Genomic DNA, 25,604 nt, shown 5'->3' on the forward strand with positions numbered 1-25,604 from the left:
TCAGGTTTAGGGTTACAAAAGCAGACGTAATCCTAGATCTATCGTGGTACCGTAGATTTCCCGGTCGTTAGGCAGCTGCCAATCCTGCACGCGATTCAGTACGATGCTGCCTTCCTCGACATTGGTCAGGTTATTTACGTTAAGCAGGAGAAACAAATTGGAGCGCAATTGCTGCCGCAGTGCCAGGTCCCAACGCGTAAAACCCTTAACCATGCGATCGTCACGGCCATCTGGCGAGAAACGCGTATTAAATGCCCCTTGATGAAACATCGAAAGGCGCGCTGAAAAACCTCGATAGTCGTAACCTATCGCCACATTAGCCAAGAGCTCCGGCTGCCGTTCTAGTTTGTGCTTACGCTCGACAAACACATAGCGCAAGCGAGGAATAGGCGGTAAAGGGGGCCGGTGAACGTAATAGGTCTCGGTTTCTGTGCCTGGGATGTAGGTCTCTGAGCGAATGAATGAAAGGTTATAGTTAAGCACCAGGTGGCGCAGCAAGCCAGGCAAAAACAGGAAGTTCGCCTGATGCTCGATTTCTAAGCCCCAAACACGCGTGGGTTTGGTGGAATTGTAAGGGTAGGTAAGCGCTAATCCTTGATTCTGGAAGGGATTGGTTACGTTAATCCCCAATGTTCTGAAAAGCGAGTCGGCCCCAGATGGATCAAAAAAGACCCCATCGATAAGGTGATACATCTGCCGGATATCCTTGTAAAAGGCCGATACAGAAAACAGCCCAAAGCGACTGTCGTAAAGCGCAACGTTCACCTCATAATTCCAAGCCTGAGCTGCCCGAAGACTTGGATTACCCACAATCAGTGAATTGCCCGGATAAAACGTGCCGGCCTTGCGCGCTACAAAATTGGGGAGACGTTGGTTATAATCTGGACGTGCCAGCGCTTTATAGGCTGCCAAACGCACAGTAAGAAAGCCTGTGGGCCGTAGCGTAAGGTGCACGTTAGGAAGCCATACGGTTTCGTCAAATCTGCCTGTTGTGTCCCGCATTACACCTTGCGGCACAGGAAAACCCGAAAGGTCCTTTGGGGTGTAGCGCGTGGCATAGTCGTTATGCTCTCGCTCCACCCGCACGCCCCCAATGAGCGTCACCCGACGACCTAAGTTCAGCGTATGCATCACATAGGCGGCCGATACACGTTCGGTGAGATCGTAAAACAGCGCCTCGGCCTCCAAATTGCGCTCAAATTCAGGGTTTGTGCCCGCTGCATCCGAAAAACCATTTCGGTTAAGCGTCCACCATTGCCGTAGCCGATCGCGATCGAGCAGTGGATACAAACGAAAACGATCGAACAGGGCGCGATCTTCCGGATGAAGTCCTAAGAAATTCGTTACCAGGAGTCGATCGCCAGCCATCTGAAGCGTTTCAAAAGGCGTCCCTGAAAAGTTTTTCGGCACTACCTGCCCCTCTGCTGTTTTCACATACTGCGGAAAGGCCTCGTTGTAATAGGGCGCCAGTAGTTCGTGACGCTCACGGAAACGGCTTTTTTGCCGGTACTTTGCGCCTATCTTGAATTGGCCAGCTAGCCCACCACCAAGCGCGTAATCCCGAGCGATATCAAGGTAAAGGGAGGTTTCGGTTTCGCGGCTTTCTTCTCCTCGGTAAAAAGCCGTGTAGAAATAGGCTCGTTCAAAATTATTTAGTGCATAAGCAATAATCCGCTCTGGGGGACCTTTGAGTTCTTCCGGTGGAATGCGGCCCATCCCAGCAATCGGATTCCCTTCCGCATCGGTAGCCGAAGGCTCAGTAAAGCGGATGTCAAAATCAAACGGATAATGCGATTGCGAACGGGCGTAGGAGGCCCCCCAGTTCATCTGCCACCGGCCAAAATACTGCTCTCCGCGCAGAGCACTGGTCAGCGTGTAAATGCGCTGATCACGATCCCGCGCGCCATAGAATATCTCCGAGCCTTCGGTGGGGTAATTCCGATAATAGTCAACAAAACTGCGTCGCGTAGCATTGTAAACGTTATTCAAGCGAATGGTCCCCCCATTCGGGGTATCCAGATCCAACAAAACACTTAAACCTTGCCGCGTTCGAATCTCATTTCTAAAGTTCAGCTCAATATCTGAGATCTCATAGTCTGTCCCACTAGCCAGACTCATGTCATACGCCAAATCGTAGTACTCTCGACTGCGATCACGCCGCTCCAACCCACCAATGAACTGCACACCTAAGCGCTGCTTCCAGAAGCGTTCTCCATAACGGGCACTCAGATCGTACTGCCCCCAAGCCTGATTCAGCTCATTGTAAGCCCCTCGCGTATCCAAACGTATCAGGCGCTGCTCCGGAGCCTTCTTGGTGACCAGGTTGACGCTACCTGCAATGGCATCCGCATCCTTGTCTGGCGTCAGGGCTTTATACAACTCGATACCGGCAAGCGAACCTTGAGCAATCGTGCTAAGGTCAACCCCTCGCGCATCTGCATCCGTAGCCGCCAACCGAACCCCATCGACCGTAATCGTAGCAAACCGATCACTCAACCCCCGCAAGACAATCTTGTTAGCCTCACCTCCAGAACGCTGAAGAGCAACCCCAGGCAGCCGCCCTAAAGCTTCTGCAGCATTCGCATCAGGAAGCTCTTGAATTCTTTCTTCCGAAACTACATTGACAATCGTATGGGCATTAAGCTGCTGGTTGATCGCGGCAATTTGACCCAAAGCCTGCCCTACAATAATCACTTCTTGCCCGCCAATGGCTTCTGGCACTAAGGCAATGTCCAATAAGATCGTCTCGGCTCCTTGAATGTGCACAGATAGGTTTTTGGTCTGATAGCTTAAGTACGAGACGCGCAGCGTATAGGTACCCGGAGGAATATTCGTAATGCGATAACGCCCTTCAATGTCGGTTGCGCTCCCCTTTCCCGTACCTACCAAATAGACGTTTGCACCGGGTAACACGTCACCTGTTAACGAGTCAGTCACTACACCATAGATGGTCCCCTGCGCCCAAGCCGGTAGCGCTCCCAAAAGCAACAAACAGCTCCAGAACCAAACCATTCGATTTACCCGCATAAGCAACCCAAGACCTCTTTAAACAAAAGCAAAAGTTAACGGTTACTTTATCGTTTGCCAAAAGTAGATGTGCCTACCTGTCCGCTGCAAGCCCTTACCGCGTCTCCCAGGCTGCTTAACACGGATTTCACAAAAATCTTTTGTTAACAGCCCCGAACCTGTCGCTTGCACGCGTTTACCTTAATAAAAAAACTAAGCCATGAAACTGCGCCTGACCGACCGCTCCCTGCGCCTGCGCCTGGAGGCCGATGACCTGCAAACCCTGCAGCACACCGGACGCGTAGAGCTAATCACCCCTTTTGATGCCCAAACGGTCTTTTCCTGCACGCTGCGCATCGACGCCCAGACAGCTGTGCCCGTTGCGCATCTGGACGGCAGCCAGCTCACGGTGCATCTTCCCCCCGAAGAAGCCCAGCGCTGGCTCTGTAGTGACCAGCTCGGCATCGAGGCAATCCAACAGGCCGGGCCTAACCGCACGCTGAAGTTGCTGATCGAAAAAGACCTAGGCTGCCAACATCAGCCGCATCCCTCCGCACCCAATGCCGCTAATGCCAAAGCCGAATGACCTAACCGCCCTACTTTTGGCCGGCGGGCAAAGCCGCCGCTTTGGACGTGATAAGGCGCGGGCACGCGTAGGCAGCCAAACGATGCTGCAACACGTCTATTGTGTCGTGCAAGCGGTTACACCTCATGTGCTGCTCAGCATACGCGCCGACGGTGACGCCTACCTCGACTTGCTTCCTGAAGCCATACCCCGCCTGCCCGATCCCCTTCCGCACGCTGGACCTTTAGCTGGCCTTGTCGCTGGCCTTCGCGCGGCCACAACCTCCTGGCTGCTGGCTGTGGCCTGCGACCTGCCTGGCCTAACCCCTGAAACGTTGAGCTGTCTGCTCAAAGCCCGGACCGCTCAGGCTAACGCTGTCGTCCCCATAACGCCCGACGGCCAACGCCACCCGCTCTGCGCTCTCTATCACGTACCCTCCGTACAACCTATTGCCGAAGCCCATCTGGCTGCCGGATGCCTTGCCCTACACGCCTTACTTGAGCGGCTGCATGTAATGACGGTGCCTTTGGCTCCTTTTGCCTTACATAACATCAATACTCCCGCTGATTTAGCTGCCTTCGGGCGTAACTGGCCGCTGGCCCATTAGCCCTACTTCGGCCGGATCCAATCGAAAACGTCCAAACTGCACCGTGGTAATCTCGCGGGCACGAAACGGCGGCGCCCAAAGATAGAGCATTTGAAGCTGGGGATCAAAACGCACCACAATACCTAGCACACGGGAAAAACCTTGCGCATCGCATAGCGCCACTACGCGATGGCGCCACGCCTCTGGATTCGCCCACGAGGGCACCATCCCGTGCAACCCTCGTGCTGCAACCGATAGCCTGCATAGGCGAGCTGCCGCAAAGTATCGCTGGAATCGCTCACGCCGATAACCACTCCGCACAAGACGGTCCCGCTCCTGAACAGCTTGAGCCACAGCCATCCGCACCATCTGTGGCCGCCGGCTTTTCCGGAAACATTGCCATACCGGCTTGAGCTCCTCTTCCCGCTCAAGCGCCACGACATAATCGGGCCGAAGCACATCCAGGATTTGGAACAACAACTCCCGACCAATCTCGCCAGGAATATGCCCAGGCAGATCCACCACAAGCCGTTCGGCTCGGTACCAGCGTGCAGCTTCTACCAACCGGCATAGACCACTGAGCATCTGAAGCAAATGCCCCTCAGGCGAAATATGCCCGACAAACCGAAGTCGTAGCCAGCGATCCGGATCGAGGGGCAAAGAGCTTAAGGCCAACGTGGTCGGCGGACCAATGAGCGACTGTCCAGGATCAGCATCCAGAAAAAACGTACGATAGCGGTCACTGAGCTGCTGGGCTAACCAGGTGGCCAGGGTGGTTTTACCTGCATTCACAGGACCTGCCACCATGAGCATGCGCCATGGAGACCCTTCGCGCAACTGCCCAAGCAACGCTTCCCATGCTGAAGGAACCTGAAGCGCCAAAGCTTGCATACAGAACAGGTTTAAAGAAAAATCCCCCTTAAAATAAACAGCGGCCACCTACCTCGCCCTTAGAACATAAAAAAGCCCTGCCTCGAGGTTCGAGGCAGGGCCCAGCGTAGCGCTCTCTTTAAGAAGGCTACTAAAACTGCCCGCGCAGGGTGAAAATGTGATTGTTCTCAAAAAATTGAGCCGGCATGAATCCGTAGTCAATCGCCATATTCACCCCCAAAACAGGCTGCAGGTTCAAAGTTGCACCAAAAGCCGGCCGGTTGTCAAACGGTCCTTTCAAATCTCCTTGGCGCTCCACATTCTGCACAAAGGCTCCGCGCACAATGATGTAATTCTGAAGGTTGTAGGCAAGCTGTCCCTGAACCTGACTGGGGCCATAGGTGTTTTCCATATAGGTCATGCTTACCGAAAGCCCCTCAAACAACCGGTAGCTTAGGCCCACATCCACGACGGTAGGGACGTCGGCACTGGCAGCGATAACCTTGTATTTGGTGGTTGCCCGACCCCCTTCAGGCGTGCGGGCATCGATAATTAGGGGCGAGCCATCATAGCGCATCGAGGTCCCAATATTCCGGATAGCTACGCCCACCGAAAGCCCACCAAAACCTAAGAAGTTGTCATACTGCACACCCGCATCGAACGTCACCCCGCTCGTGCTCACATTGGCGAAGCTTTCGTAATTCAGGTTAACTGTAGCCCCTACACGGATGCGATCCGTCATAGCCCGGCTGTAGGAAGCACCCAGCGTGAAAAACGTAGGCGAAAACGTCTCGCCAGTGCCATCCATGTTGAACTCATCGGTCTTCTGAATTTCACCGATATCCAGGCTGCGCAGGTGCAAGGCAATGGCCCCCAGGGAGCCAAAACGCAAGCCCACGGCAGCGAAGTTGATGCCAATATCGGCAATGTAATTGCGGCGTGAGACCATCACCAGCACATTGCCTTCGCCATAGTCGAGGCCCGCTGGATTCCAAAGCACGCTCTCGATGCCGGTAATCGCTGCGGCCGCGCCGCTACCACCTAGAAACTGCGCACCCAGCGGAATCAACAGTTGAGAAGCGGCATTGGTGCCATTACGCGCTTCCTGGGCTTGGGCTATTCCGCTTATGCCCAGCAGGAGTAAAAGCCCTAAGCCTTTTGCAAATCGACGCGGGTTCATGATCTATGCCCTCCGTTTGGCTTCAGGATTAATAGCGTTGCAGAATTTGCTCTTCCTGCACAATAGCCAGCTTGAGCACCTTCTCGCCATAGGGTGTATCCACATGTACGAGGTAGATCCCACTCGCCACAGGGATGCCATCCTGGTTTGTCAGATCCCACCGCTCAAACTGGGAGGGACTGTCGTGCTCGATCACCCGTACAGGGATACCAGCCAGCGTGAAAATGCGGATTGTTGCCCGCTCCGGCAGATGGGTAAAGGTAACGAACTTCTGGAACCGGTTGGTTTCTAACCGGCTGAAGCCAAAGTAGGGGTTCGGGAATACATTAATATCCTTCACCGCTTGCCGTTTCAGTTCAGGATCGTCGGTAATGGCTCCCTGAACGGAGAAAGTATACTGATCCCCTGGAGAAAGCGGCACTGCCGGATAGAAGTACAGCTTAAAGGGCGCCTGAAGGTAAGGCCGCGTGCCCCGACGATTGGGCCAGATGGCGTACATCACGTCTGCGACCGGTGCAAAGTTGTCGTCGTTGTAGCTGGCCCCCTCATCGTAATCCGACTTATGGATGAAAATGTACTCCCGGCCGCCCAGGCTCAAAGCGCACTCCTCAGGAATCTCATCCCCGAAACGATTCGACAGCAGCAGGCCCATATCCCAGCGCATGTTGCTGCACGCAACGGTTGCCTCTACAAAGCTCACGTTCACCTGGCGTCCTTTGGACCCATCAGGATTGAGCACATAGGCTGCAAAGGGCAAATACCCCGTCCCCGCATAGGCATATCCTGCACCCCGAATGTAGACAGCGCCCTTGCTCGCCCAACCATCGGCAGGACCGCTGGTCGTGTCGCCTTGGAACTCCAGGACGACCGGTTCTAGGTCGCTGGCAGCAAGCGTGCTTCCAAAGAAATGTGCTCCAATGGTAGCTCCGCCAAAGAAGGCTTCACCCCCAAAATCCACCCCTGTCACCCAGCGTTCCCCTTCCGAGGTCCAGTTAGCAATCTGGGCCACCACCAAGGGTACGTACACCTGCAACCCGCCCACCAAAGGCGCCTCTTGGGCGGTCACAGGTCCATCGGGGTCAATTTGTGGGAACCAAGCGTTGACTACCGGCTGGTCGTTACGGAGCAAGCGCCAGCGCAGCGGCCAGGGGTCACCCACGTTATACCGATGGCCTTCGCTATAGTACTCGTGCTCAAAAAGACCCTCTACAGAAGTTAGGACGTCGTCTTCATCTAGTTGGGTCTTGGTTTCTCCAGTAGCTGGGTTGTAGTAGGCAAATTCAATCTTATAGTTGCCCGTTTGCACCGCAGCCGGATTGGCAATTTTTACCTGTATTGTAGCCGTCGAAGAGCCCTGATGCGCGATCTCCACATCGCTTTCTGCTTCCGGCGGCGCTGTAGAACCCGGCTTAGGTGGCTGCGGCACAGCAGCTACCACAACCGGCGTGCTCTCGAGTACCCGGAACGGCGAATCCACGTCTTCAGCAAGTACGGCATACGACGTCACCGCAAAGTAGTAGGTTACACCGTTTGACAAAGGCCGCTGCCGTATTGCGTCTTGGGTTATGGAAATGTAGCGCTTAATACCTTCATCAGAACCAAACTGAACGGGTTTTTCCAGCACAAAGCCAGTCTGTGGATCAAAGGCGTTGTCAAAAACAATCGTGACCAGATTCTTTTTGTCAAACGTTGCCAGCCGCACCCCTTCGGCTATCGAAGCTGTGGGTGAGGGAAGCTGATAAACGTTGTAACCCTCAAACACAAAGCCGGCATTCCGGTAGCTTTCTACTTGCGCTACGGCCTCTAGGTTATGTCCCCAGTCCAGCACAATCTGCTGGTCCAGCTCGCTTACACGTACTGGGGGCACATTGGGTGGTGCAGGCAGCACGAAGTTGTTATCGTAAGCAAACTGGGCAAACAGGTCATAGTATTTAAGCAGACTGATGCTGGACAGGTTGTTCGTACCTAGGGCGGCAATTTGCCCGACGACCACATCGACCGTGTCTCCTTTCTGCATAGCAAATGGTCCGCTAGAAAGCACAAGGCGTCGGTCGCCAGGAGGCAACTGCTGCCCATCGACCCAACCCCTTCCGGTCACCGGATCGCCCGTAAGGGCAAACTTGGTGATGTGCCCCGTAGTGGGATCCACAAAAGGATCTCCAGCCGGGTATTCTGGCCGCGGCCGGTAGCCCCGCATGAGGTTGAACCACTGAAGCGTACCGCTATACTCTCCAAGATCAGGGTCACTGATATCCGAACCCGCCGCAAAGTAGACAAAGGTTGTCATTCCCAGCGTATCCCCTTCGGCATTGACCGGCCCTTGCAGGAAGTCCCAGCCTACCGCTGGCGGGGGGAGATTAAACGGTTCGTACTGGTCATCGCGCGGATTGGCGTTGTAGGCGTAGCCCAGCGACAGCGTAGTGTCGCTTCCAGCAAAGTCATCAGAGTAGTTGCCAACGTCGGGGTCTGTCCACCAGACAACAAACATCGAGTCCAAACGGGCGTCGGGTGGACTGTCCGGACGGCCAGTAAAAATCAGCCGCGTGCGAATGAAATTGATGTTGCCCAGCGGGTTGGTGGCTGGGAAATCATAAGCCCAAAGGGTGAACTGATACTCCATGCCCACAGAAGGGGAGCCGTAGCTCCGCTCTGAAGTGCCCGGCTGCAGGTCGTTGGTCACAATCCAGATGGTCTGATCGGCCCCTGGATAGCCGGGGATGTCTCCTTCTGTAGCGCAATCGAATTCCCCATCATTGTTCGTATCCTGGGCTGGTTGATATCCAGGAGTGCCGTTGCATTCCTGGTAAGGCGCGCCCCAGGCGGCCGGCCAGTTGTTCCAATCGTACTCGTACTGATCTAGGATCGCTTGCCGGTCGGCATCAGTTACCTCACTAGGCTGCTTACCAAAGAAATAGGCAGCCGCAGCGGTAACGTCGAAAGCCCGGGACTTCCACCGGCGGTGTACCCGCCAGACATGGTATTTTTCTGGCGAGAAGGCATCTGGCCCTGTAACTACTCCGGTCTGCGGATCCCAGAGTACGCGCCCGGGATCCATGCCGGTTTCGTACGTGCTGCCGTTGACGCGGACACCCTGGCGCACCCCGTTCTCATACAACACACCTCCCCAAACGAACCCCTGCGCAAAGACAGGCCCGGCAGTCCGCTTCGGCATCGTCCCGTTTACATGCGAGAACGGGTCGACCCAGTCGAACTTGCCGTTGTTTCGAAGCCAGATGGTAGAGTTGTTCACATCCAGTACAGAAAGACTTGGATGGGCCGCCGCTGTAATTGCAGGCGTGCGTTTCATGAGGGCTGCTTTATCCTGTGCTTGCGCCCCAAGCCCTATCGGCCCAAGCAGCAGCAATCCCAGCGCAAACGCCCTAAGGTATATGTTCGTGTACATAGTCGCTCCTCGATGCATTCCTGAATAGGCCATGGTCCCTGTTGATTGCCTTAGAATTCCAACCGCAAACCCAAGCGCACTTGCCGAGGCCGATCAAGGAGATCTACCCCTTCATCGGCAATGTAGTGTTGCCGGTTACGCAGGTTAATTTGTTGATAGTAGTAGACATAATCGGGTCCCTGAGCAGCCACAATTTCCTGGCTGAGTTCTGGGTTGTTCAGGAAGCCGTCATCTGTGGCACTGCCCGTCCGCAAGTAGACATTTACAGGGTTGCGGCGGTTGAGCAGGTTTTCGATGTACATGTAGGCGGTAGCTGTTGCCCGACCGAACGTAAAGCCTTTCTCCAGCCGCAGATCGGTCCGGAAGTACCATGGCGTTGTGGAGGCATTGAGCGGCTCTAGGGGCACGCGGTTACGCGGATCGGAGCTGGTTAGCAGTGCGCCTTCATCGGCTGCGCGCTGGCCAATGCCTCCTGTGCTCCGCGTATAGCGATGGCCGCTGTTGAACGAAAAGAGCAGATTCACCGAGAGGTTCTGCAGCGCCACGGGGTCGGTTGGTCCCGTGCGATAATCGAGCACCACACTTCCCCGGTGCCGCTGCTCAAAACTTAGGGGCTGCAAGAGCGAAGGCGGGGCGGTGCCGTTTTCTAGCGCCGAGACTTGCCCACCAGGCTCCGAGTTCGTTCCCTTGGCATCGGTCAGCGTGTAGTTAAAGATCGCCATCACGCCGCCAACGCGCCGCGTGCGCAGGCTGATCTCAATACCACGGGCGATGGCAAAGTCGCCGTTGACAAACAGGTTATAATCGCTAGCTGGAGACCGCGGATCGGTGTTTTGGCGGATGATTTCCAGCTGCCCCTCGGTCTTTCGATAAAAGGCTGTAATGTCGAAGGCCGAGTAGTCGGTAAACTGATGGCTAAAGCCAATCTCGTACTGTGTGGTTTTGATAGGATCGAGATCAAAAGCAAAGGGGCTGGCAAAGAAGAACCGACCGCTAAAGATCAACGCCATGCGCGAGCGCCGCGTATACACGTAGGCCATGTCTGGCATTTGGGCAAACTTCCCATACTGCAGATGGAAGACCGTGCGCTCGGTCACCGGGAAGGAAAGCCCCAGCCGCGGCTGCAGGACTGTCTTGGCCGGTGCTGACTTTAGACCGTTTGGTGCTTCATCCGCCCCAAGGACAGTTGCATTGCTGGCGTCATAGGCTGGATTGGTCAGGTCATCCACGGTCCACAAATCCATGTCAAAGTAATCCAACCGAAGGCCAGCATTGACGATGATATCGTTGAATTCGATTTTATCGTTGATGTAAACAGAAGCCGTAACAGGGCGCTTAGGTCCGTCTAGCCCACTGTTGATTTTGTTCATAAACTCGTCATATCCGTAGCCGCCCCATCCATCCTGGCGAATGCGGAAAGCAACCTCGGCTGCTTCGGCTTGAATCTGCTGGAGATAGTTTGGATTACTTTGGAGCACTGCGGCCAGGCCGCTTCCACTTAGCGCATAGTCGCGTACCGTCCACCGCTGATAATGTCCACCCAGGCGCAGCTCATGGTTTTGCTGCTGCGAGACCAGTCCTAGAGACACATTCCAATAAGACTGCTCCCGGCGCTGATAGTTGGTCATTACCCGTCCAGGCCGATGGAAGCGGAAGGTGCGGAATTGATACCACGGGGGTTGGATATATTGCCCTTGCCAAAACCGCGTGTACAGGTCAGCTAGTTCAGGATCCTTCGCCAGCGCCTCACGGATAGCATCTCGATTATAGTAGTTCACGATGTTGACCACCGCGCCGCCTTGACCATCCGCTTCAGGCTTCCCCAAAAGGGGATCGTACACTTCAAAGTTGTACTGGAAAAACCCTACGTTACCTTCCAAGTAGGTGTTGGAGCCCAAAAAGTACGTTGCCTGTAAGTTGGCTAGCCGGCGCAGGTCATCCCGACGCGGGAGGCGTTCCTGATTGTAGAAGTTGCGAATGGGCAATGTATTAATACGCCGGTTACCGCTCAGCTGCGCAAAGCCCAGCCGCAACCGCAAGGGATTGAAGTCAAACTGCAGCGTTCCATTAACGCGCAGCTCCTCTAGCGGCCGCCCAATTCCCGGGAGTTTTCCGTCTTCCCAGCGCAACGATCTGACCGCCATATCCCCCCGGATATCATCGATAGGAGGAATGCACTCTTGATTCGGATCGTTAACGCACAAACCACCATTGCGGCTATAATCCAGATTGGCGCCATACCAGTACATCGGGTCGTAATTGTCCGTAGTCCGGTAGTTCAGCGCCACAAAGAACCGGTGCTGGTTCCACACCAGGGGTCCACCGAGCGTAAAGGTAAGGTCGTTGTAGCCATAAGAATAGGTGTTGTTAAAAGCATCGGCGGCAAAATCGCTCTCATACTGTACCAAGCCGCTCAGGCGCGGACCACCGGTACGCAGCACTTGCTGGACAATGCCTGCGTTGGCCCCACCCAGCTCTGCACTATAGCCCCCTGCAAAAACCTGCACTTCCTCCAGCGCTTCGGGGATAACTGGAATGACGTTGTCCGTCCCCAACAGGCTACGGGAGCTGATGCCTTCCAGCAGGAATTCGGTCTCGTCCGGGCGTCCACCTCGGATATAAATTTCATTATTCAAGAACGTCACTCCTGGCTGGATAGCGTAGTAGGTAGTGACATCGCGCGTGGGAAGCTTTTCAAACTCCTCGCGGTCCAGCCGGCGGACGGCATTCGTTGCCGTTGGGTTCACCAACGGTCGCGCGGCCACTACCACAATCTCCTCACCTTCAATGGTAGCCGGCCGAAGCTCAAAGTCTAGACGGGTAGTAATCCCAGCGATAATCTGGACATTCTCCTGCCGCACCGTCACATAGCCGACAAAGCTGGCCACCACGGTATAGGTACCGGGGGGAACTTCAAAGATGTTGTACTGGCCATCGACATCTGCGGAAGTCCCTAGCGTAGTCCCCTCTAAGAAGACGTTAGCACCGGCAAGGGGTTCACCGGTGCTAGCGTCTATTACACGTCCTGAAAGCTTTCCGGTATTCTGGGCCACAGCCCAACTAGGGAAAAGCAGGAGTGCCAAAAGTCGTAGGCTCCATGCGCGAACCATACGTTCCTCCTCTATCGTTGGCTTAGTGGAAATAAAAAAGCGCTTTCAAAAGCCCATTGGCTAATATTTTACATTCCCTTCAAAAAGTCAACACCTACGTCCAAGAACTTGCTACATATTAAACCAGATAACTTTAGCAGCCAAAAGTGCCTTTAGGGAGTTGTTGGCAAGCCTTGTTGAACGGTAGGATGGCTGCCCTGAACGGTCAAAGCGCACGGACCAACTTCCAGTGGCGCAGGCGATCTTGAAGGTAATTCAGCAGCTGCGCTTCGGCAATGCGCTCCTGCAGCATTGTGTCGCGGTCGCGTACCGTGACGGTACCGTCTTCAAGCGTCTGGCTATCGATCGTCACGCAAAACGGCGTGCCTACTTCGTCCATGCGACGATAGCGCCGGCCGATGGCACCTTTTTCATCGTAGAAAGTGTGGACAAACGGCTGCAAATCACGCAAAATGGCTTGCGCGCGCTCAGGCATGCCATCTTTACGCACCAAGGGCAATACCGCTACAGTTATCGGCGCTAATCTGGGATGCAGCCGTAGCACGACGCGCGTTTCGCCCTCGACCTCTTCTTCATCGTAAGCTTCGCAGAGCAGCATCAGAATGGTCCGGTCAAGTCCTACGGAGGTCTCCACTACATAAGGGATATAGTGCTCCTGCGTTTGTGGATCAAAGTATTCCATCCGTTTACCCGAAAACTCCTGATGCCGTCGCAGGTCATAGTCGGTGCGCGAGTGAATGCCTTCGACTTCCTGCCAGCCCATAGGGAATAGGTACTGAATGTCTACCGCAGCATCGGCATAATGCGCCAGCTTTTCATGCACATGAAAGCGCAGGTGCTCAGGCCGAATGCCATTTTCGATATGCCACTGCAGACGTTTTTCTTTCCAAGCTTCGAAGGCTTCCATCTGCGTACCCGGCTTAACGAAATACTGCATCTCCATTTGCTCAAATTCACGCATGCGAAAAATGAACTGCCGGGCTACGATCTCATTCCGAAAGGCCTTGCCAATTTGGGCAATGCCAAAGGGAATCTGCAAGCGCGCAGCATCCTTGACGTTGTGGAAGTTGACAAAAATGCCTTGCGCAGTCTCCGGACGCAGGTACACTTTGGTTTCCTCAGAAACCACCGGCCCCACGTGCGTTACAAACATCAGGTTGAACTGTCGCACCTCGGTCCAATCAAACGCGCCGGAATCTGGCGATGGAATACGCTCATCCAGAATAATCTGGTAGAGCGCTTTGGGCATATCCGCGGCATTCAGCGCTTCAATGAGTCGCCGGTGTAGCGCTTCGGCCCGTTCGGTTTCGCCTTTGGCGCGCAACTTTTCAATGTAATCCTCAATAAGCTGATCGGCCCGGTAGCGACGCTTCGACTGGCGATCGTCGATCAGCGGATCGTTGAAAGCATCCACATGTCCTGAGGCCTTCCAAACCGTTGGGTGCATGAGGATGGCCGCATCCAGCCCCACAATGTTGTCGTGCTCGTAGACCATGGCCTGCCACCAGCGCTGCTGCACGTTGCGTTTAAGCTCAACCCCTAGTGGGCCGTAGTCATACACCGCCGCCAGTCCACCGTAAATCTCCGAAGAGGGAAAAATGAACCCTCGACGCTTGCAAAGCGAAACGATTTTTTCGAGCCGATCTTGCATTCGTGGTCTTCAGGATGATTTATTTAGGCGCTGCGAAATAAGCGTTAAAAAGTAGCTCGACCGTAGGGCCTAATGCAATCCATCCCTGTTGAATTCCCCTTAAACCCCGCTCTTCTGCCCAGGCTGTGGATTTTGGCCATACTGTTGCTTGCAGGATGTGCTGTTCAGGAGCAACCGGAGTTGCGGACCTACCTGTTTGTGAGTACTGCCACTGGATCGCTTTTTCGTGCCCAAACCCGTAATGAAGAAGTCATCCAACAGGCAGAAGCAGAGCTGAGGCTGCCGCCAGCCGAGCGGCGTCTGTTTCCTAATGGACCCATTGCGCGTGGTGATGGGGGGCATAATGCCCCCTGGAGCTGGCATTTTGTACCCGACCGTTGGGAACTGGTTGAAGTGAGCATAGAGCTGTGCGACGCTACGCCGGAATATGTTGAAGCCCATCTGGCCATGTTTGTCGATACCATTGGTCGCTTTTGTCCTTGGAGCGCACGCCTGGTCCGATCGCCTGAGGAAGCACAAGCGCTTTTGCAGCCCTAATCCATCACCCCATCAATCCGCGCTCGGCAAGCGACGTGTAGGTGGTTCCTGCAATGATGATATGATCCTGCACCGGAATGCCCAGCAGGCGTCCAGCCTCAACCAGTTGCCGTGTAAGCTGCAAGTCTTCTCTGCTGGGCTCAGGGTTACCGGAAGGATGATTATGTAGGCAGATGATGCTGGCAGCGTGGTCTAGAATCGCCCGATGGAAGACCGCGCGGGGTTCGACAATGCTGGCGGCTAGCCCTCCCTCGCTAATCGTATAGTCGGCGAGGATATAATTAGCGGTGTTGAGCAGCACAATTTTAAACACTTCGCGCTTGAGGTCACGCAGCAGTGGTCCGTAGCAGGCCACCACATCGGCCGGCGTGCGCACCTGGATGCGCTGCCCAGGGCGTTGGGCTTCAACGCGACGGCCAATTTCGAAAGCCGCCATAAGCTGAACCGCCTTGGCTGGACCAATACCAGCCACGTGCGTAAGCTCTTTGAGGTCCCGCTGCGCTAGGCTGTAGAGTGAACCATAGGTACGGAGCAGCGCCTGGCCGAGCTGTACTGCAGAAAACGTCCCTGTGCGGGTGCGCGTGCCACTGCCAAAAATCAACGCGATAAGCTCGGCATCAGAGAGCACCGAAGGACCACGACGCATGAACTTTTCCCGAGGCCGGTCGGCTTCATCCCATTGTCGGATAGGCACCTGATAGCGCAGCTGAGGTGCTGTAGCGCTGTCGCGTTGGCCAGCCATTGGAAGGCGCTGTAGGTTTTTTCCTACAGACACCCCCATGCCGCTCTTGTTACCTTTCGAGCTCTACCGGTACCAGACTGTTGAGCAATTCTTCGTTGGACTGCGTTTGCTGCATGTGGCGCAGCAGCGCCTGCATTGCCTCGATTGGCGGTCGGGAATTTAGCGCCCGAAATAGCCGGTGATGCTGAAGCGTTCGCTCACCCAACAGGCGCTCTTCGTTGCGTGTACCGCTTTTGCGTAGGTTAATGGCTGGGAAGATACGTTTATCGGCCATTTCGCGGTCAAGCACAATCTCGGCGTTGCCGGTGCCTTTAAATTCCTCGAAAATGACCTCATCCATGCGGCTGCCTGTCTCAATCAGCGCCGTAGCAATGATGGTCAAGGAACCGCCGCCTTCGATATTGCGTGCGGCCCCAAAAATGCGACGCGGAATTTGCAAAGCGCGGGCATCCAGGCCGCCTGAGAGCGTACGTCCGCTACCTTCGACATAGAGGTTAAAGGTGCGTCCCAGCCGCGTCAGCGAGTCCAGCAAAAGCACCAGGTCGTGCTTGAGTTCTACAAGGCGCTTGGCAAACTCTAGGGCCAGCGTCGAGACGCGCACATGGTTATCCTCTTCGCGGTCGTTTGAAGAGGCAAAGACGATCGCCGGCGTCGAGCGCCGAAAGTCGGTCACTTCTTCGGGCCGCTCGTCGACCAACAGCGCCACCAGTTTGACCTCTGGATGATTTTGGGCCAGCCCAGCAGCAATCTGTTTGAGCAGAACGGTTTTGCCTGTACGCGGGGGCGCTACAATCAGCGCACGTTGGCCTTTGCCAATCGGTGCTGCTAAGTCCACCACGCGCATGGCATAGTCGGTGGGACCGGTAACTAGGTTAAACTTTTCATCCGGATAAACAATCTGGCCCGCGTCGAAGTCCTCTGTTTCGGCCCAAACCTCGGGAGCCACGCCCATGATGGAGTAAATTTCTTCCACCTGCAGGTCTCCTTTGCGGCCAGGCCGCAAAAGCCCTTCGATCAGCACGCCGTCACGGAGCTTATAGCGCCGGATGATGGGCGGAGCCACAAAAGGATCGTTCTTACCTTTCGGCAAATCGGGGCGAAATTCTCGAACAAAGCCAAATTTTTTATCCCCGATTAACTCCAAAATGCCACGAAACGGTTGCTCATTCATAGATGCTGCATCACCTAATCACGTGCGAAGGGATTGGTTACATTTTCTATGCCTGCTCCGGCAATTACCGGAAGGGCCCTATATTCCATCCACCGCAAAGTACACAGGAAAGCTCGTTTAAACCCTCTACATGCCACGTAACGCACGCCCACGTTCTTTTCGTAGGCTTAAGGAGAGAAAGGGAAACTTACATCCCTACGGAGGTTGGAACGACGGCTAGCCGGGATGGTTTCCCGCACGCACTAAAGTATCGGCACTGGGCATGCATCCTGAAGCGTTTGTAGATCGGCTCCACGTAGAAATCAGCGGACCAGACGACGGACCGGCAGTGCTTTTGCTGCATGGCTGGGGCAGCAATGCTCGGCTCATGGCACCCATTGCCGCAGCCCTATCCGACCGCTATCGCGTTGTGAACATCGATCTGCCAGGCCATGGGCTTACCCCTCCACCCCCAGCTCCTTGGGGCGTAGCCGAGCACGCAGCGCTGATTGCGCATTTGATTCGCACGCGCATTGGCCGTCCGGTCGTGCTTATTGGCCATTCCAATGGGGGTCGCATTGGCCTTTACCTCGCTGGTGAACCAGAAGGCCCTACGCTGCTGCGCGCACTGGTGCTGATCAGTCCCTCAGGCATGCGCCCTCATCGCCCCTGGCATTACTACCTACGGGCAACGCTGGCCCGGCTGCTTAAGGCGCCTTTTCAGGTGCTGCCTGCTCCGCTACGCGAAGCAGGACTCGCCTGGCTGCGGCATACGCTCGTCTGGAAAGCCTTGGGATCTTCGGACTACCGGCAGCTCACCGGGGTAATGCGTGAAACGTTCGTACGCGTGGTCAACACCTACGTCGAAGACCGGCTTGCGCGTATTTCCATCCCCGTACTGGTCTTCTGGGGCGAGCGCGACCAAGCCGTGGGCCGCAAGCAGATGGAACGTCTTGTCCAAAACTTACCTGATGCCGGTTTGGTCGTGCTGAAAAACGCCGGCCACTACGGCCACCTGGACGACCCCGCCACGTTTGTGGCCGCTACGCGGCATTTCCTGGCAACCCTCCCCCCACTGTCGATGTAGCCAAAGCACCTGTCTTGACTCCCATCGGCACATCATCTTCATCCCGTACCCAAAGGTTCATGACAGCAGCAATCAGCATGCTGCCCCCACCCAACAGCATGGCATAAATGCTCTGGTTGTCAAAGAAAACCTGAATCAATACCCCTAGAATCAGTGCAGCGACAATCTGTGGTATCACGATAAAAAAGTTGAATACACCCATGTAGAACCCCATCTTTTCAGGCGGCAACGCTCCCGCTAAAATGGCATAGGGCATGGTTAGCGTGGAAGCCCAAGCCAGACCAATAGCAAGCATTGGAATAAGCAGCAACCAGCGATCTTGAATAAAAAAGATGCTACTTAAGCCTATCCCCCCAATGGCTAGGGCCAGCAGGTGCGTGCGGGTTCTCCGGATGCGCCGGGCAATGACTGGCAAAAGAAACGCCAAAAACGCTGAGACACCGTTATAAACCGAAAACAACACCCCCACCCAGTCTCCCGCATCCTGAAAGGCCTGCGTTTGCGCATCTGTGGTGTGATACACCTGCTGGGCTACGGCAGGGGTAGTGTAGATCCACATGGCAAAAAAGGCGATCCAGGTAAAAAATTGCACTACGGCCAACTGCAGCATCGTTTTGGGCATATGCACAATACCTCGGCTAATTTCGACGAGGCTCCGGATCAAGCCACGCGTCTGCTGCTTTTGGTGTCTCCAAGCACTCAGATCCTCCGGCGGATACTCACGCGTGGTAAACACTGTCCAGCTAACCGCAGCAAAGAAACACAGCGCCCCCACGTAAAAGGCATACTTCACCGAAAGCGGCACTTGCGCATCAATAACCGCATTGCTAATTCCACCCCAATGGGTCATGAGGTAGGGCAACTGAGACCCTAAAACAGCCCCTAACCCAATAAAGAAGGTCTGCATAGCAAACCCTAAGGTTCGCTGCGCAGAAGGCAACATGTCGCCCACAAAAGCCCGAAAAGGCTCCATGGAAATGTTAATAGAGGCATCCAAAATCCAAAGCATCACCGCAGCCTGCCAAACGGCCTGCGTGTTGGGCATTACGATGAGGGCAACCGCAGCAAGCAGCGATCCCACAAAGAAAAAGGGCCTTCTACGCCCCCAGTACGGATGCCACGTCCGGTCACTCAAATAGCCTACAATCGGCTGCACCAACAATCCCGTCACCGGAGCTGCAAGCCATAGCAAGGGGATTTGCTCGATAGAAGCCCCCAAGGTTTGAAAAATGCGGCTGACGTTGGCATTTTGCAGCGCAAAACCAATCTGAATGCCAAAAAAGCCTACGCTCATGTTCCATATCTGCCAAAAGCGCAGGCGCGGTTTGTTTACTGAGGACATAGCTTTGTGTAAGCGCTAACATCGATACATGGTGCAAAGTTAATCTTTTGTTTGCATCGGGTAAACAGGTCCCCATAAAGATTTCCTGTTTAACTGATTCTCTGTGGAACAAACCGCCATAGGCCAGAGCATAACCGCAACGTTATTATTAATGCTGCGACATGCTATGCTGTGGTTGCTTGCGATCGTAGCCTCTTTGTTTGCTGGATGGCGTGCTTGGCGCCGGCTGCAGTTTTTTTTGCATTTGTTTCAGTTGGAGGGCTATAAGCCAAAAGCTTTTTTGCGTTGGCTACGCATGCATCCCGACGTGGTGCTACGCCGTTCCCATGGTGTGGGCCTCTTGCTTCTGCTCGCAGGTGTGCTGGCACTGCCGATCCTAGGTTCGCACTGGACCCCCGCATTGGTGCTTCTGGGTTGGTGCATCGCCTTTGCTTCGTCACGCCGCTATCGCCGCGATCGCCCCAAAAAACCGCTTGTATACACCCCTCGCCTGCTGCGACTTCTCAGCGCTGCGGCACTCCTGGTGCTTACTTGGCCGGTGGTCGGGGCCCTTCTAGGCTCAAGCTTTGGTCCAAAAGGCTGGCTGGTTTATCTGGGAGGCTGGCTTGCAGCCGATCTGGGCGTGCCTGTCTGGGTGCTTTTGGCGGGCGTGCTCCTTACGCCAATAGAACGCGCCATTCAAGAAGGTTTTAAACGCCGAGCCCGCCAAAAGCTGGCGGCCCGTCCTGACCTGACGCTTATTGGCATCACGGGCTCCTATGGTAAAACAAGCACCAAATTTATTATCGCCGAGATCCTTAGCCTGCGCTACCAGGTGCTTGCCACACCGGGTTCTTACAACACGCCCATGGGCATCTGCAAAGTAATTAATGAACAACTCCGGGCGGAGCACCAGGTGCTCGTGCTCGAAATGGGCATCCGGCATCCTGGGGACATCCGCGAGTTGTGCGCCATTGCTCAGCCGCACATTGGGGTGGTAACCGCAGTTGGGCCGATGCACCTGGAAACGATGGGTTCCCTTGAGGCGATTGCTCGAGAAAAAAGCGAACTGGTTGCCTGCACGCGCCCTGGTGGTCCCGTGGTGCTGAATGCAGACGACCCCCGTGTGGTGGCCATGGCTGAGCGCGCGCAAGGACCGGTGTGGCGCGTTTCGGTTGAAGGCCATCCTGAAGCCGACCTCGTCGCCCGAGACATCACCTATGGCCCTGAAGGGACCCGTTTTATCGTACGCGATGAAACAGGTAGGGAGCAGGTCTTTCAGACACAGCTTTTGGGCCGTCATAACGTGCTCAACATTTTGCTGGCACTAGCTGTCGGACGCATTTTTGGGCTCCGATTGCGCCAGATGGCCCATGCGGTAGCTCGCCTTCGGCCAGTTGAACACCGGCTCCAACTGCGCCGAGAGGGTCCGATTACGGTCATCGACGATGCTTTTAACGCCAACCCTATAGGTGCCCGAAACGCTTTAGAAATCCTGGGCCAGTTCCGAACAGGCCGCCGCGTTGTGGTTACCCCAGGTATGGTTGAACTGGGGGACCGTGAGGCCGAAGAAAACCGTGCGCTAGGGCGCTTTATGGCGCAGCACGTAGACTTGGCGGTGCTCATTGGTCCACAACGCACGTTACCTATCCAGGAGGGCTTGCGTGAGGCAGGCTTTCCAGAAGCCCAAGTGCGTGTCTTCAAAAGCTTGTTTGATGCACAAGAATTTTTAAAAACGTATCTTCAGCCAGGCGATGTGGTCCTCTACGAAAACGATCTTCCGGATCAGTACGACGAGCCATGAAACGTATAGGGTTTTTGGCGCTAGCCGTGCTCCTGAGCGCACTGCCCACACCAGCGCAGTCGCTGCTGGAGCGCCTAGGCTATCCCCCTGATGCCAAGCTGCTTGTTTTGCACGCCGACGACGTGGGCATGTCCCGCGCAGTTAACCGGGCTTCGATCGAAGCACTGGAGGCTGGCTGGATCAGCTCAGCAAGCATCATGGTGCCCTGCCCATGGTTTTCTGAAATTGCTGCCTACGCGCGTCAGCATCCCGAATTTGACTTTGGGCTGCACCTGACGCTAACCAGCGAGTGGAAATACTACCGCTGGGACGGGCTGCTGGGCGCGCTCCAGACTCCTTCCCTGCACAACTCAGCCGGTTTTCTGCATGCCACCACTGAGGAAGCCGTGACCAATATCAAACCCGAAGAAGCCGAAGCCGAGCTGCGCGCTCAGATTCGGCGTGCTCTGGATGCCGGCATTGCGCTCACGCACCTAGATACGCACATGGGCGTGCTCTTTCAAACGCCCGCACTGTTTGCCGTATACCTTCGCCTGGGACGCGAATTTAAACTGCCGGTCTTGATTCCCCGAGAGCAGCTTGCGCAGCAAGCCCCTCACCTGCTAGAGCTCCTGACGCCTGAAGATCTTGTTATCGATCGCGTATGGCTGGTGCCCACCGATACCCCTCCAGCACAATGGCAAGAGGCTTACCTTAGGCTCATCGAAAATTTGCCCCCAGGCATTACAGAGCTGATCGTGCACCTGGGCTATGCCACCGATGAGCTGCAAGCCATCACAGTCGACCATCCCGACTTTGGTGCAGCCTGGCGCGAACGCGACCTCGAGGTCGTGCGTAGCGAAGCTTTTCGCAACGCGCTGCGCCGCCACAACGTGACGCTAGTCACCTGGCGTGAACTCGCCGAGCGTTTTCAAAAAGCCCGTCATGAGTGATCCGTGGCCGGAAGCACGCCTTTGGGCCCAAGGTTACCGCTATGTAGCCGGCATCGATGAGGTGGGGCGAGGATGCCTGGCCGGTCCCGTTTTGGCTGCTGCGGTTATCTTGCCTCCCTATTTTCAGCTTAAAGGCCTACGCGATAGCAAACAATTAAGCCCTCAGGCGCGCCAGGTGCTCTCGCAAAAAATTCGGGCGCAGGCCTTGGCCATTGGCATCGGGCTGTGCTTACCCGAAGAGATTGACCGCCTAAACATCCTTCAAGCTTCCCTTGAGGCTATGCGGCGTGCCGTAGCTACCCTGCCCTTGCAGCCCGACTACCTGCTCATCGACGGCAACCGATGTTTTCCAGAGCCGCCCTGTCCGGCTGAACCTCTAGTGCAAGGCGATCGGCGTAGTCCCCTCATCGCCGCCGCCTCCATCTTAGCCAAGACAACGCGCGACGCGCTCATGCGTGAGCTGCATCGCGATTTCCCTTGCTATGGATGGGACCGCAACGTGGGCTACCCGACCCGGGAGCACTACGAAGCTTTAGCACGCCATGGGCCCTCGCCCCATCACCGACGTTCGTTTCGACTTGAACGATAAACGCGCAAGGCCTGCAGCACGGCCTCAACCGTCTCCGCCACCGACAGACCGTCGGTGCTCACAACACAATGCGCCCGAAGATACCAGGCCTCGCGGCGCCTGAGTAGCGAAGCAATGCGCTGCCGCAGGGCCGCCCCTTGCAGCGGCTGCCGACGCCAATCTTGCAGCATCGGACGATCTCTAGCTGCTGGTGCAAGCCTTTGGACCAGCTCTTCGATGGATACCTGTAAATACACGACACACCCGTTGCGAAGCGCCCAGTCTAGGTTTTCTTCTGAAGCCAGCGTTCCCCCTCCTGTGGCAATCACATAGGCCTCGAGCATGGCTGTCTGGCGCAGCACAGCCCGCTCTACAGCACGAAAGGCCCCCTCGCCCCCCGTAGCAAAGATTTCCGGAATGGTTTTCCCGGTCTGCCGCTCGATCAGCACATCAAGGTCCACAAAGCTATAGCCCAAGCGTCGGGCTAGCAGCGGCCCAATGGTGCTCTTGCCACAACCCATAAAACCGGTCAAGTAAAGGCGGATGGGTGGCCAGCGCTCTTGCATAAAATCGCCCTCCAAACTCAATGTGGCTTTGCCAACAACTGCTGCGCCCAATGGCGGACAAGCGGAAGCGGATGCCGAGCAGCTGCATCAGCTAGCAATGTGCGGCTCTCGTCTGTAGCTAACCGCTCAAGTGCCAGCAATACTTCCTGCAGTATATATACGTCCGTTTCAGACCACAATAGCTGCTTAAAATGAGGCAATGCTGCACGGCTTTGGATCTGGCCAAGTAGCCGAATGGCCAGTAGGCGGGACTCCCGCACTGGATGCGCTAAGGCATGGAGGAGCTTTTCCTCATAAGGTACTTGCGCAAATGCCTCGAGCTTAGCCCCGCAGTGCGGGCACACGATGGCTTCGGCCGGCACTTCTTTCCAGCAGTAGGGACAGAAAAACGTCACCATGAGCCCAGGGCAACACTTCGGTCACGCCGGCGTACATCGACGCAATGCCGAAGTGGCCGTGCCTACCTATCGATTACTGATTGAGTACGACGGAACAACGTTTAGCGGCTGGCAGATCCAGCCCAAGGGTCCCAGCATTCAAGGCGCGTTGGAAGCAGCGCTAGCCGTGGTGCTGCGCGAGCCTGTGCGCGTCATAGGCTCAGGCCGTACCGATGCGGGCGTGCACGCCCGCGGACAGGTGGCCCATTTTCGCACGCGGCAAACCATTGATCCCAAGCGCCTGCAGGGTTCGTTAAACGGACTGCTGCCGCCCAGCATTGCCATCCGTGCGGTCACGCTGGCCGCTGAGGATTTTCATGCCCGCTATGATGCCCGATGGCGCCGCTATCACTACTACGTAGCCACTGTACCATGCGCCCTCGAACGCCACCTGCGTTGGTACCTGCGCCCAGCACCTGACTTTGCGCGCATGAACCGGGCTGCACAAGCGCTTTTGGGAACGCATGACTTTACGACGTTCTGCCGCACGCAATCGGCCACCCGTAACCGTCTGTGCACGGTGTACCTAGCGCGCTGGGTACCGGATCCCAGACCGGGTGACTGGCACTTCGAGATCATAGCCGATCGCTTTTTGCACGGCATGGTACGCGCTATTGTGGGCACTTTGGTCGAAATCGGACGTGGTCAACGCGAAGAGACAGCACTTGCCGAACTGCTTGCACAGCGCGATCGACGTTTAGCGGGCCCGGCTGCACCGGCCCATGGATTGGTTTTAGAGGCTGTTGGCTACTTGGAGGACCCATGGCCACTTACGTAAAAACGCTACGGGGCCTCGCAGCTGCAATCCTGGTGCTCATGGGGTGCGAACGACCGTTTGTGCCTGCGCGCGTACCTGAGATTGAAATCTTGGCACCGGACTTTTCAGAAGTGCACACCGATTCGCTCCTCATGCTCGAAGTGCGGGCGACTTCGTTTCGGCGCATCGCCGGGGTCACCCTTGAAAACCAGCCTCTGCACTATGACAGCCTACGAGCCGTATGGAAGGGAATCGTAAAGCTGCACTGGGGACTTAACCGCTTGCGCTTAACTGCAGTGGACGAGCAGGGGGTATCGGCTACCGATACGATCTGGGCTCTACGTCTTCAGGCAACGCTATACCCTGGCCCCCCCTTGGTGGGAGGGCGTGGAGCTGGAACGCTGACCCGCCTGCCCGATGGCCGTTTGCTCTTTGTCGGTGGGGCCAGCACTTGGAATGGCCCCGCCAGCCGTCAGCTTTACGCCTGGACACCCGGCAATCCTGCCTTTACGCGCTTTCCAGGATTGCTCGCAGAACCGCGGGCAGGCCACACGGCCACGTTGCTTTCTGACGGCCGCTTAATCCTTCTGGGCGGTAGCCTCCAGGGACGCCCAGAAACAGCCGACGATTTGCGCCCCAATGCCGAAGTTTTTGACCTGCACGCGGGTAGGGGGCGCATCTTTCCTATTGCTCCCACCGCTGCCCGGGCCTGGCATACTACCGCTCTGCGTCACCACGCAGACCGCTGGTTCTTAGAAGTCCTCGGAGGATACCGCCGCCTGCGCCGTGATGCTGCCGAATTGGGCGTAGCCAGCGACCTGATCACCTTTGAGGTCTATCCCGACTCTCTACGGTTGCTGACGCCCGGAATCGGCTATTACCTTGCACCGCTAGCCGGCCACATTATGGCCCCTCTGGATCCAGATACAACGCGGTTCCTTGTAGCCGGCAGTCTTTCTCGTACAGAACACCCGGAAATCCAAACGTTTCGCTTGCGGCTCGACCCTGCGGGACCTATTGATCTTCTCAGCGCTCCACCCCTACCTGAACCGCGCCAGTTTGCCACAGCTGTCTCCATAAAACCGGGAGTCGTGATGATCCTCGGGGGCTTTAACGGCCAGCCTACCCAAACTTATACGTATCCCCTGTTGTACGTTGAGACAGCGAATCGTTTCTTTCGCTATCGAACGCTTCCCCTGGAAGCTCGGTTTAACGCCAGTGCAACCCTCCTAGAAAATTTCCGAATACTGATTACAGGCGGCTTTGGACCCGACGGCCAGGGCCTGTCGGTGACCGAAATGGTGGAACTGATGCCGTTTTGACCAGAACTAT

Annotated in this window: 20 protein-coding genes; 9 read left to right on the top strand and 11 right to left on the bottom strand. The window is 55.8% G+C overall.

The genetic code is table 11. From position 1 onward, the window contains the following. Positions 1-12: 12 nt before the first annotated feature. Positions 13-3,027, bottom strand: coding sequence for a TonB-dependent receptor (locus J8E65_RS00755; RefSeq protein WP_210373486.1), 3,015 nt, complete (start codon positions 3,025-3,027; stop codon positions 13-15). 199 nt (positions 3,028-3,226) lie between these two features. On the opposite strand from J8E65_RS00755, the gene J8E65_RS00760 reads away from it, so the two are divergent. Beyond that, on the top strand, positions 3,227-3,592 hold the full coding sequence (locus J8E65_RS00760) for a DUF7009 family protein (protein WP_210373488.1): 366 nt from the start codon (positions 3,227-3,229) through the stop codon (positions 3,590-3,592). After that, the gene (locus tag J8E65_RS00765; RefSeq protein ID WP_210373489.1) at positions 3,576-4,178 is read left to right on the top strand and encodes a molybdenum cofactor guanylyltransferase; all 603 of its coding nucleotides are present in this window, start codon (positions 3,576-3,578) and stop codon (positions 4,176-4,178) included. Before J8E65_RS00760 ends, J8E65_RS00765 begins: the two co-directional genes overlap by 17 nt. Here the strand turns inward: J8E65_RS00765 and J8E65_RS00770 are convergent. From J8E65_RS00770 to J8E65_RS00790, 5 genes are all read right to left on the bottom strand, one after another. Further along, positions 4,140-5,048, bottom strand: coding sequence for a Clp1/GlmU family protein (locus J8E65_RS00770; RefSeq protein WP_210373492.1), 909 nt, complete (start codon positions 5,046-5,048; stop codon positions 4,140-4,142). The genes J8E65_RS00765 and J8E65_RS00770 overlap by 39 nt on opposite strands. A 130-nt stretch (positions 5,049-5,178) precedes the next feature. Then, entirely contained in the window at positions 5,179-6,207 is a 1,029-nt protein-coding gene (locus J8E65_RS00775) for a PorV/PorQ family protein (RefSeq protein ID WP_210373494.1), read from the bottom strand. Positions 6,208-6,235: 28 nt separating this feature from the next. Further along, the gene (locus J8E65_RS00780) at positions 6,236-9,643 is read right to left on the bottom strand and encodes a T9SS type A sorting domain-containing protein (RefSeq protein WP_210373495.1); all 3,408 of its coding nucleotides are present in this window, start codon (positions 9,641-9,643) and stop codon (positions 6,236-6,238) included. A gap of 17 nt (positions 9,644-9,660) precedes the next feature. Beyond that, positions 9,661-12,720, bottom strand: a complete 3,060-nt coding sequence (locus tag J8E65_RS00785) for a TonB-dependent receptor (RefSeq protein ID WP_210373496.1) — start codon at positions 12,718-12,720, stop codon at positions 9,661-9,663. 205 nt (positions 12,721-12,925) lie between these two features. After that, positions 12,926-14,371: a glycine--tRNA ligase gene (locus J8E65_RS00790; RefSeq protein WP_210373497.1), complete on the bottom strand. Its 1,446-nt coding sequence runs from the start codon at positions 14,369-14,371 to the stop codon at positions 12,926-12,928. A gap of 72 nt (positions 14,372-14,443) precedes the next feature. Here J8E65_RS00790 and J8E65_RS00795 point away from each other — a divergent pair, with 72 nt between their 5' ends. Further along, entirely contained in the window at positions 14,444-14,908 is a 465-nt protein-coding gene (locus tag J8E65_RS00795; protein WP_210373498.1) for a BP74-related protein, read from the top strand. A gap of 4 nt (positions 14,909-14,912) precedes the next feature. On the opposite strand, the gene radC is transcribed toward J8E65_RS00795, so the two are convergent. Then, positions 14,913-15,650, bottom strand: coding sequence for a RadC family protein (radC, locus tag J8E65_RS00800; protein WP_210373499.1), 738 nt, complete (start codon positions 15,648-15,650; stop codon positions 14,913-14,915). 49 nt (positions 15,651-15,699) lie between these two features. Continuing rightward, entirely contained in the window at positions 15,700-16,821 is a 1,122-nt protein-coding gene (rho, locus tag J8E65_RS00805; protein WP_210373501.1) for a transcription termination factor Rho, read from the bottom strand. Between the two features lie 262 nt (positions 16,822-17,083). Here rho and J8E65_RS00810 point away from each other — a divergent pair, with 262 nt between their 5' ends. Beyond that, positions 17,084-17,887 carry an alpha/beta fold hydrolase gene (locus J8E65_RS00810; protein WP_210373503.1) on the top strand — a complete coding sequence of 268 codons (804 nt, stop codon included), beginning with the start codon at positions 17,084-17,086 and terminating at the stop codon, positions 17,885-17,887. On the opposite strand, the gene J8E65_RS00815 is transcribed toward J8E65_RS00810, so the two are convergent. Beyond that, complete coding sequence (locus J8E65_RS00815) at positions 17,844-19,229, bottom strand: MFS transporter (RefSeq protein WP_210373505.1); 1,386 nt, start codon at positions 19,227-19,229, stop codon at positions 17,844-17,846. The genes J8E65_RS00810 and J8E65_RS00815 overlap by 44 nt on opposite strands. 166 nt (positions 19,230-19,395) lie before the next feature. Between J8E65_RS00815 and J8E65_RS00820 the strand changes: the two genes are divergently transcribed. From J8E65_RS00820 to J8E65_RS00830, 3 genes are read left to right on the top strand one after another with little or no spacing between them, the layout of a single operon-like run. Further along, complete coding sequence (locus J8E65_RS00820; protein ID WP_210373507.1) at positions 19,396-21,012, top strand: UDP-N-acetylmuramoyl-tripeptide--D-alanyl-D-alanine ligase; 1,617 nt, start codon at positions 19,396-19,398, stop codon at positions 21,010-21,012. Next, positions 21,009-21,944, top strand: coding sequence for a polysaccharide deacetylase family protein (locus J8E65_RS00825; RefSeq protein WP_210373509.1), 936 nt, complete (start codon positions 21,009-21,011; stop codon positions 21,942-21,944). The genes J8E65_RS00820 and J8E65_RS00825 overlap by 4 nt, the downstream gene beginning before the upstream one ends. Beyond that, positions 21,937-22,533, top strand: a complete 597-nt coding sequence (locus tag J8E65_RS00830) for a ribonuclease HII (protein WP_210373510.1) — start codon at positions 21,937-21,939, stop codon at positions 22,531-22,533. Before J8E65_RS00825 ends, J8E65_RS00830 begins: the two co-directional genes overlap by 8 nt. On the opposite strand, the gene J8E65_RS00835 is transcribed toward J8E65_RS00830, so the two are convergent. Both J8E65_RS00835 and J8E65_RS00840 read right to left on the bottom strand, forming a co-directional pair. Continuing rightward, the gene (locus J8E65_RS00835; protein ID WP_237181494.1) at positions 22,503-23,093 is read right to left on the bottom strand and encodes a shikimate kinase; all 591 of its coding nucleotides are present in this window, start codon (positions 23,091-23,093) and stop codon (positions 22,503-22,505) included. The genes J8E65_RS00830 and J8E65_RS00835 overlap by 31 nt on opposite strands. A 2-nt stretch (positions 23,094-23,095) precedes the next feature. Continuing rightward, a complete protein-coding gene (locus J8E65_RS00840) occupies positions 23,096-23,476 on the bottom strand; it encodes a HEAT repeat domain-containing protein (RefSeq protein WP_210374021.1) in 381 nt (126 codons plus the stop codon). On the opposite strand from J8E65_RS00840, the gene truA reads away from it, so the two are divergent. Then, entirely contained in the window at positions 23,475-24,293 is an 819-nt protein-coding gene (gene truA / locus J8E65_RS00845) for a tRNA pseudouridine(38-40) synthase TruA (protein ID WP_237181495.1), read from the top strand. The two genes, J8E65_RS00840 and truA, sit on opposite strands and share 2 nt — an antisense overlap. Then, complete coding sequence (locus J8E65_RS00850; protein ID WP_210373511.1) at positions 24,278-25,594, top strand: Kelch repeat-containing protein; 1,317 nt, start codon at positions 24,278-24,280, stop codon at positions 25,592-25,594. The genes truA and J8E65_RS00850 overlap by 16 nt, the downstream gene beginning before the upstream one ends. Positions 25,595-25,604 lie beyond the last annotated feature (10 nt).

It is taken from the genome of Rhodothermus bifroesti (genome assembly GCF_017908595.1).
GTDB classification, from domain to species: Bacteria; Bacteroidota; Rhodothermia; order Rhodothermales; family Rhodothermaceae; genus Rhodothermus; species Rhodothermus bifroesti.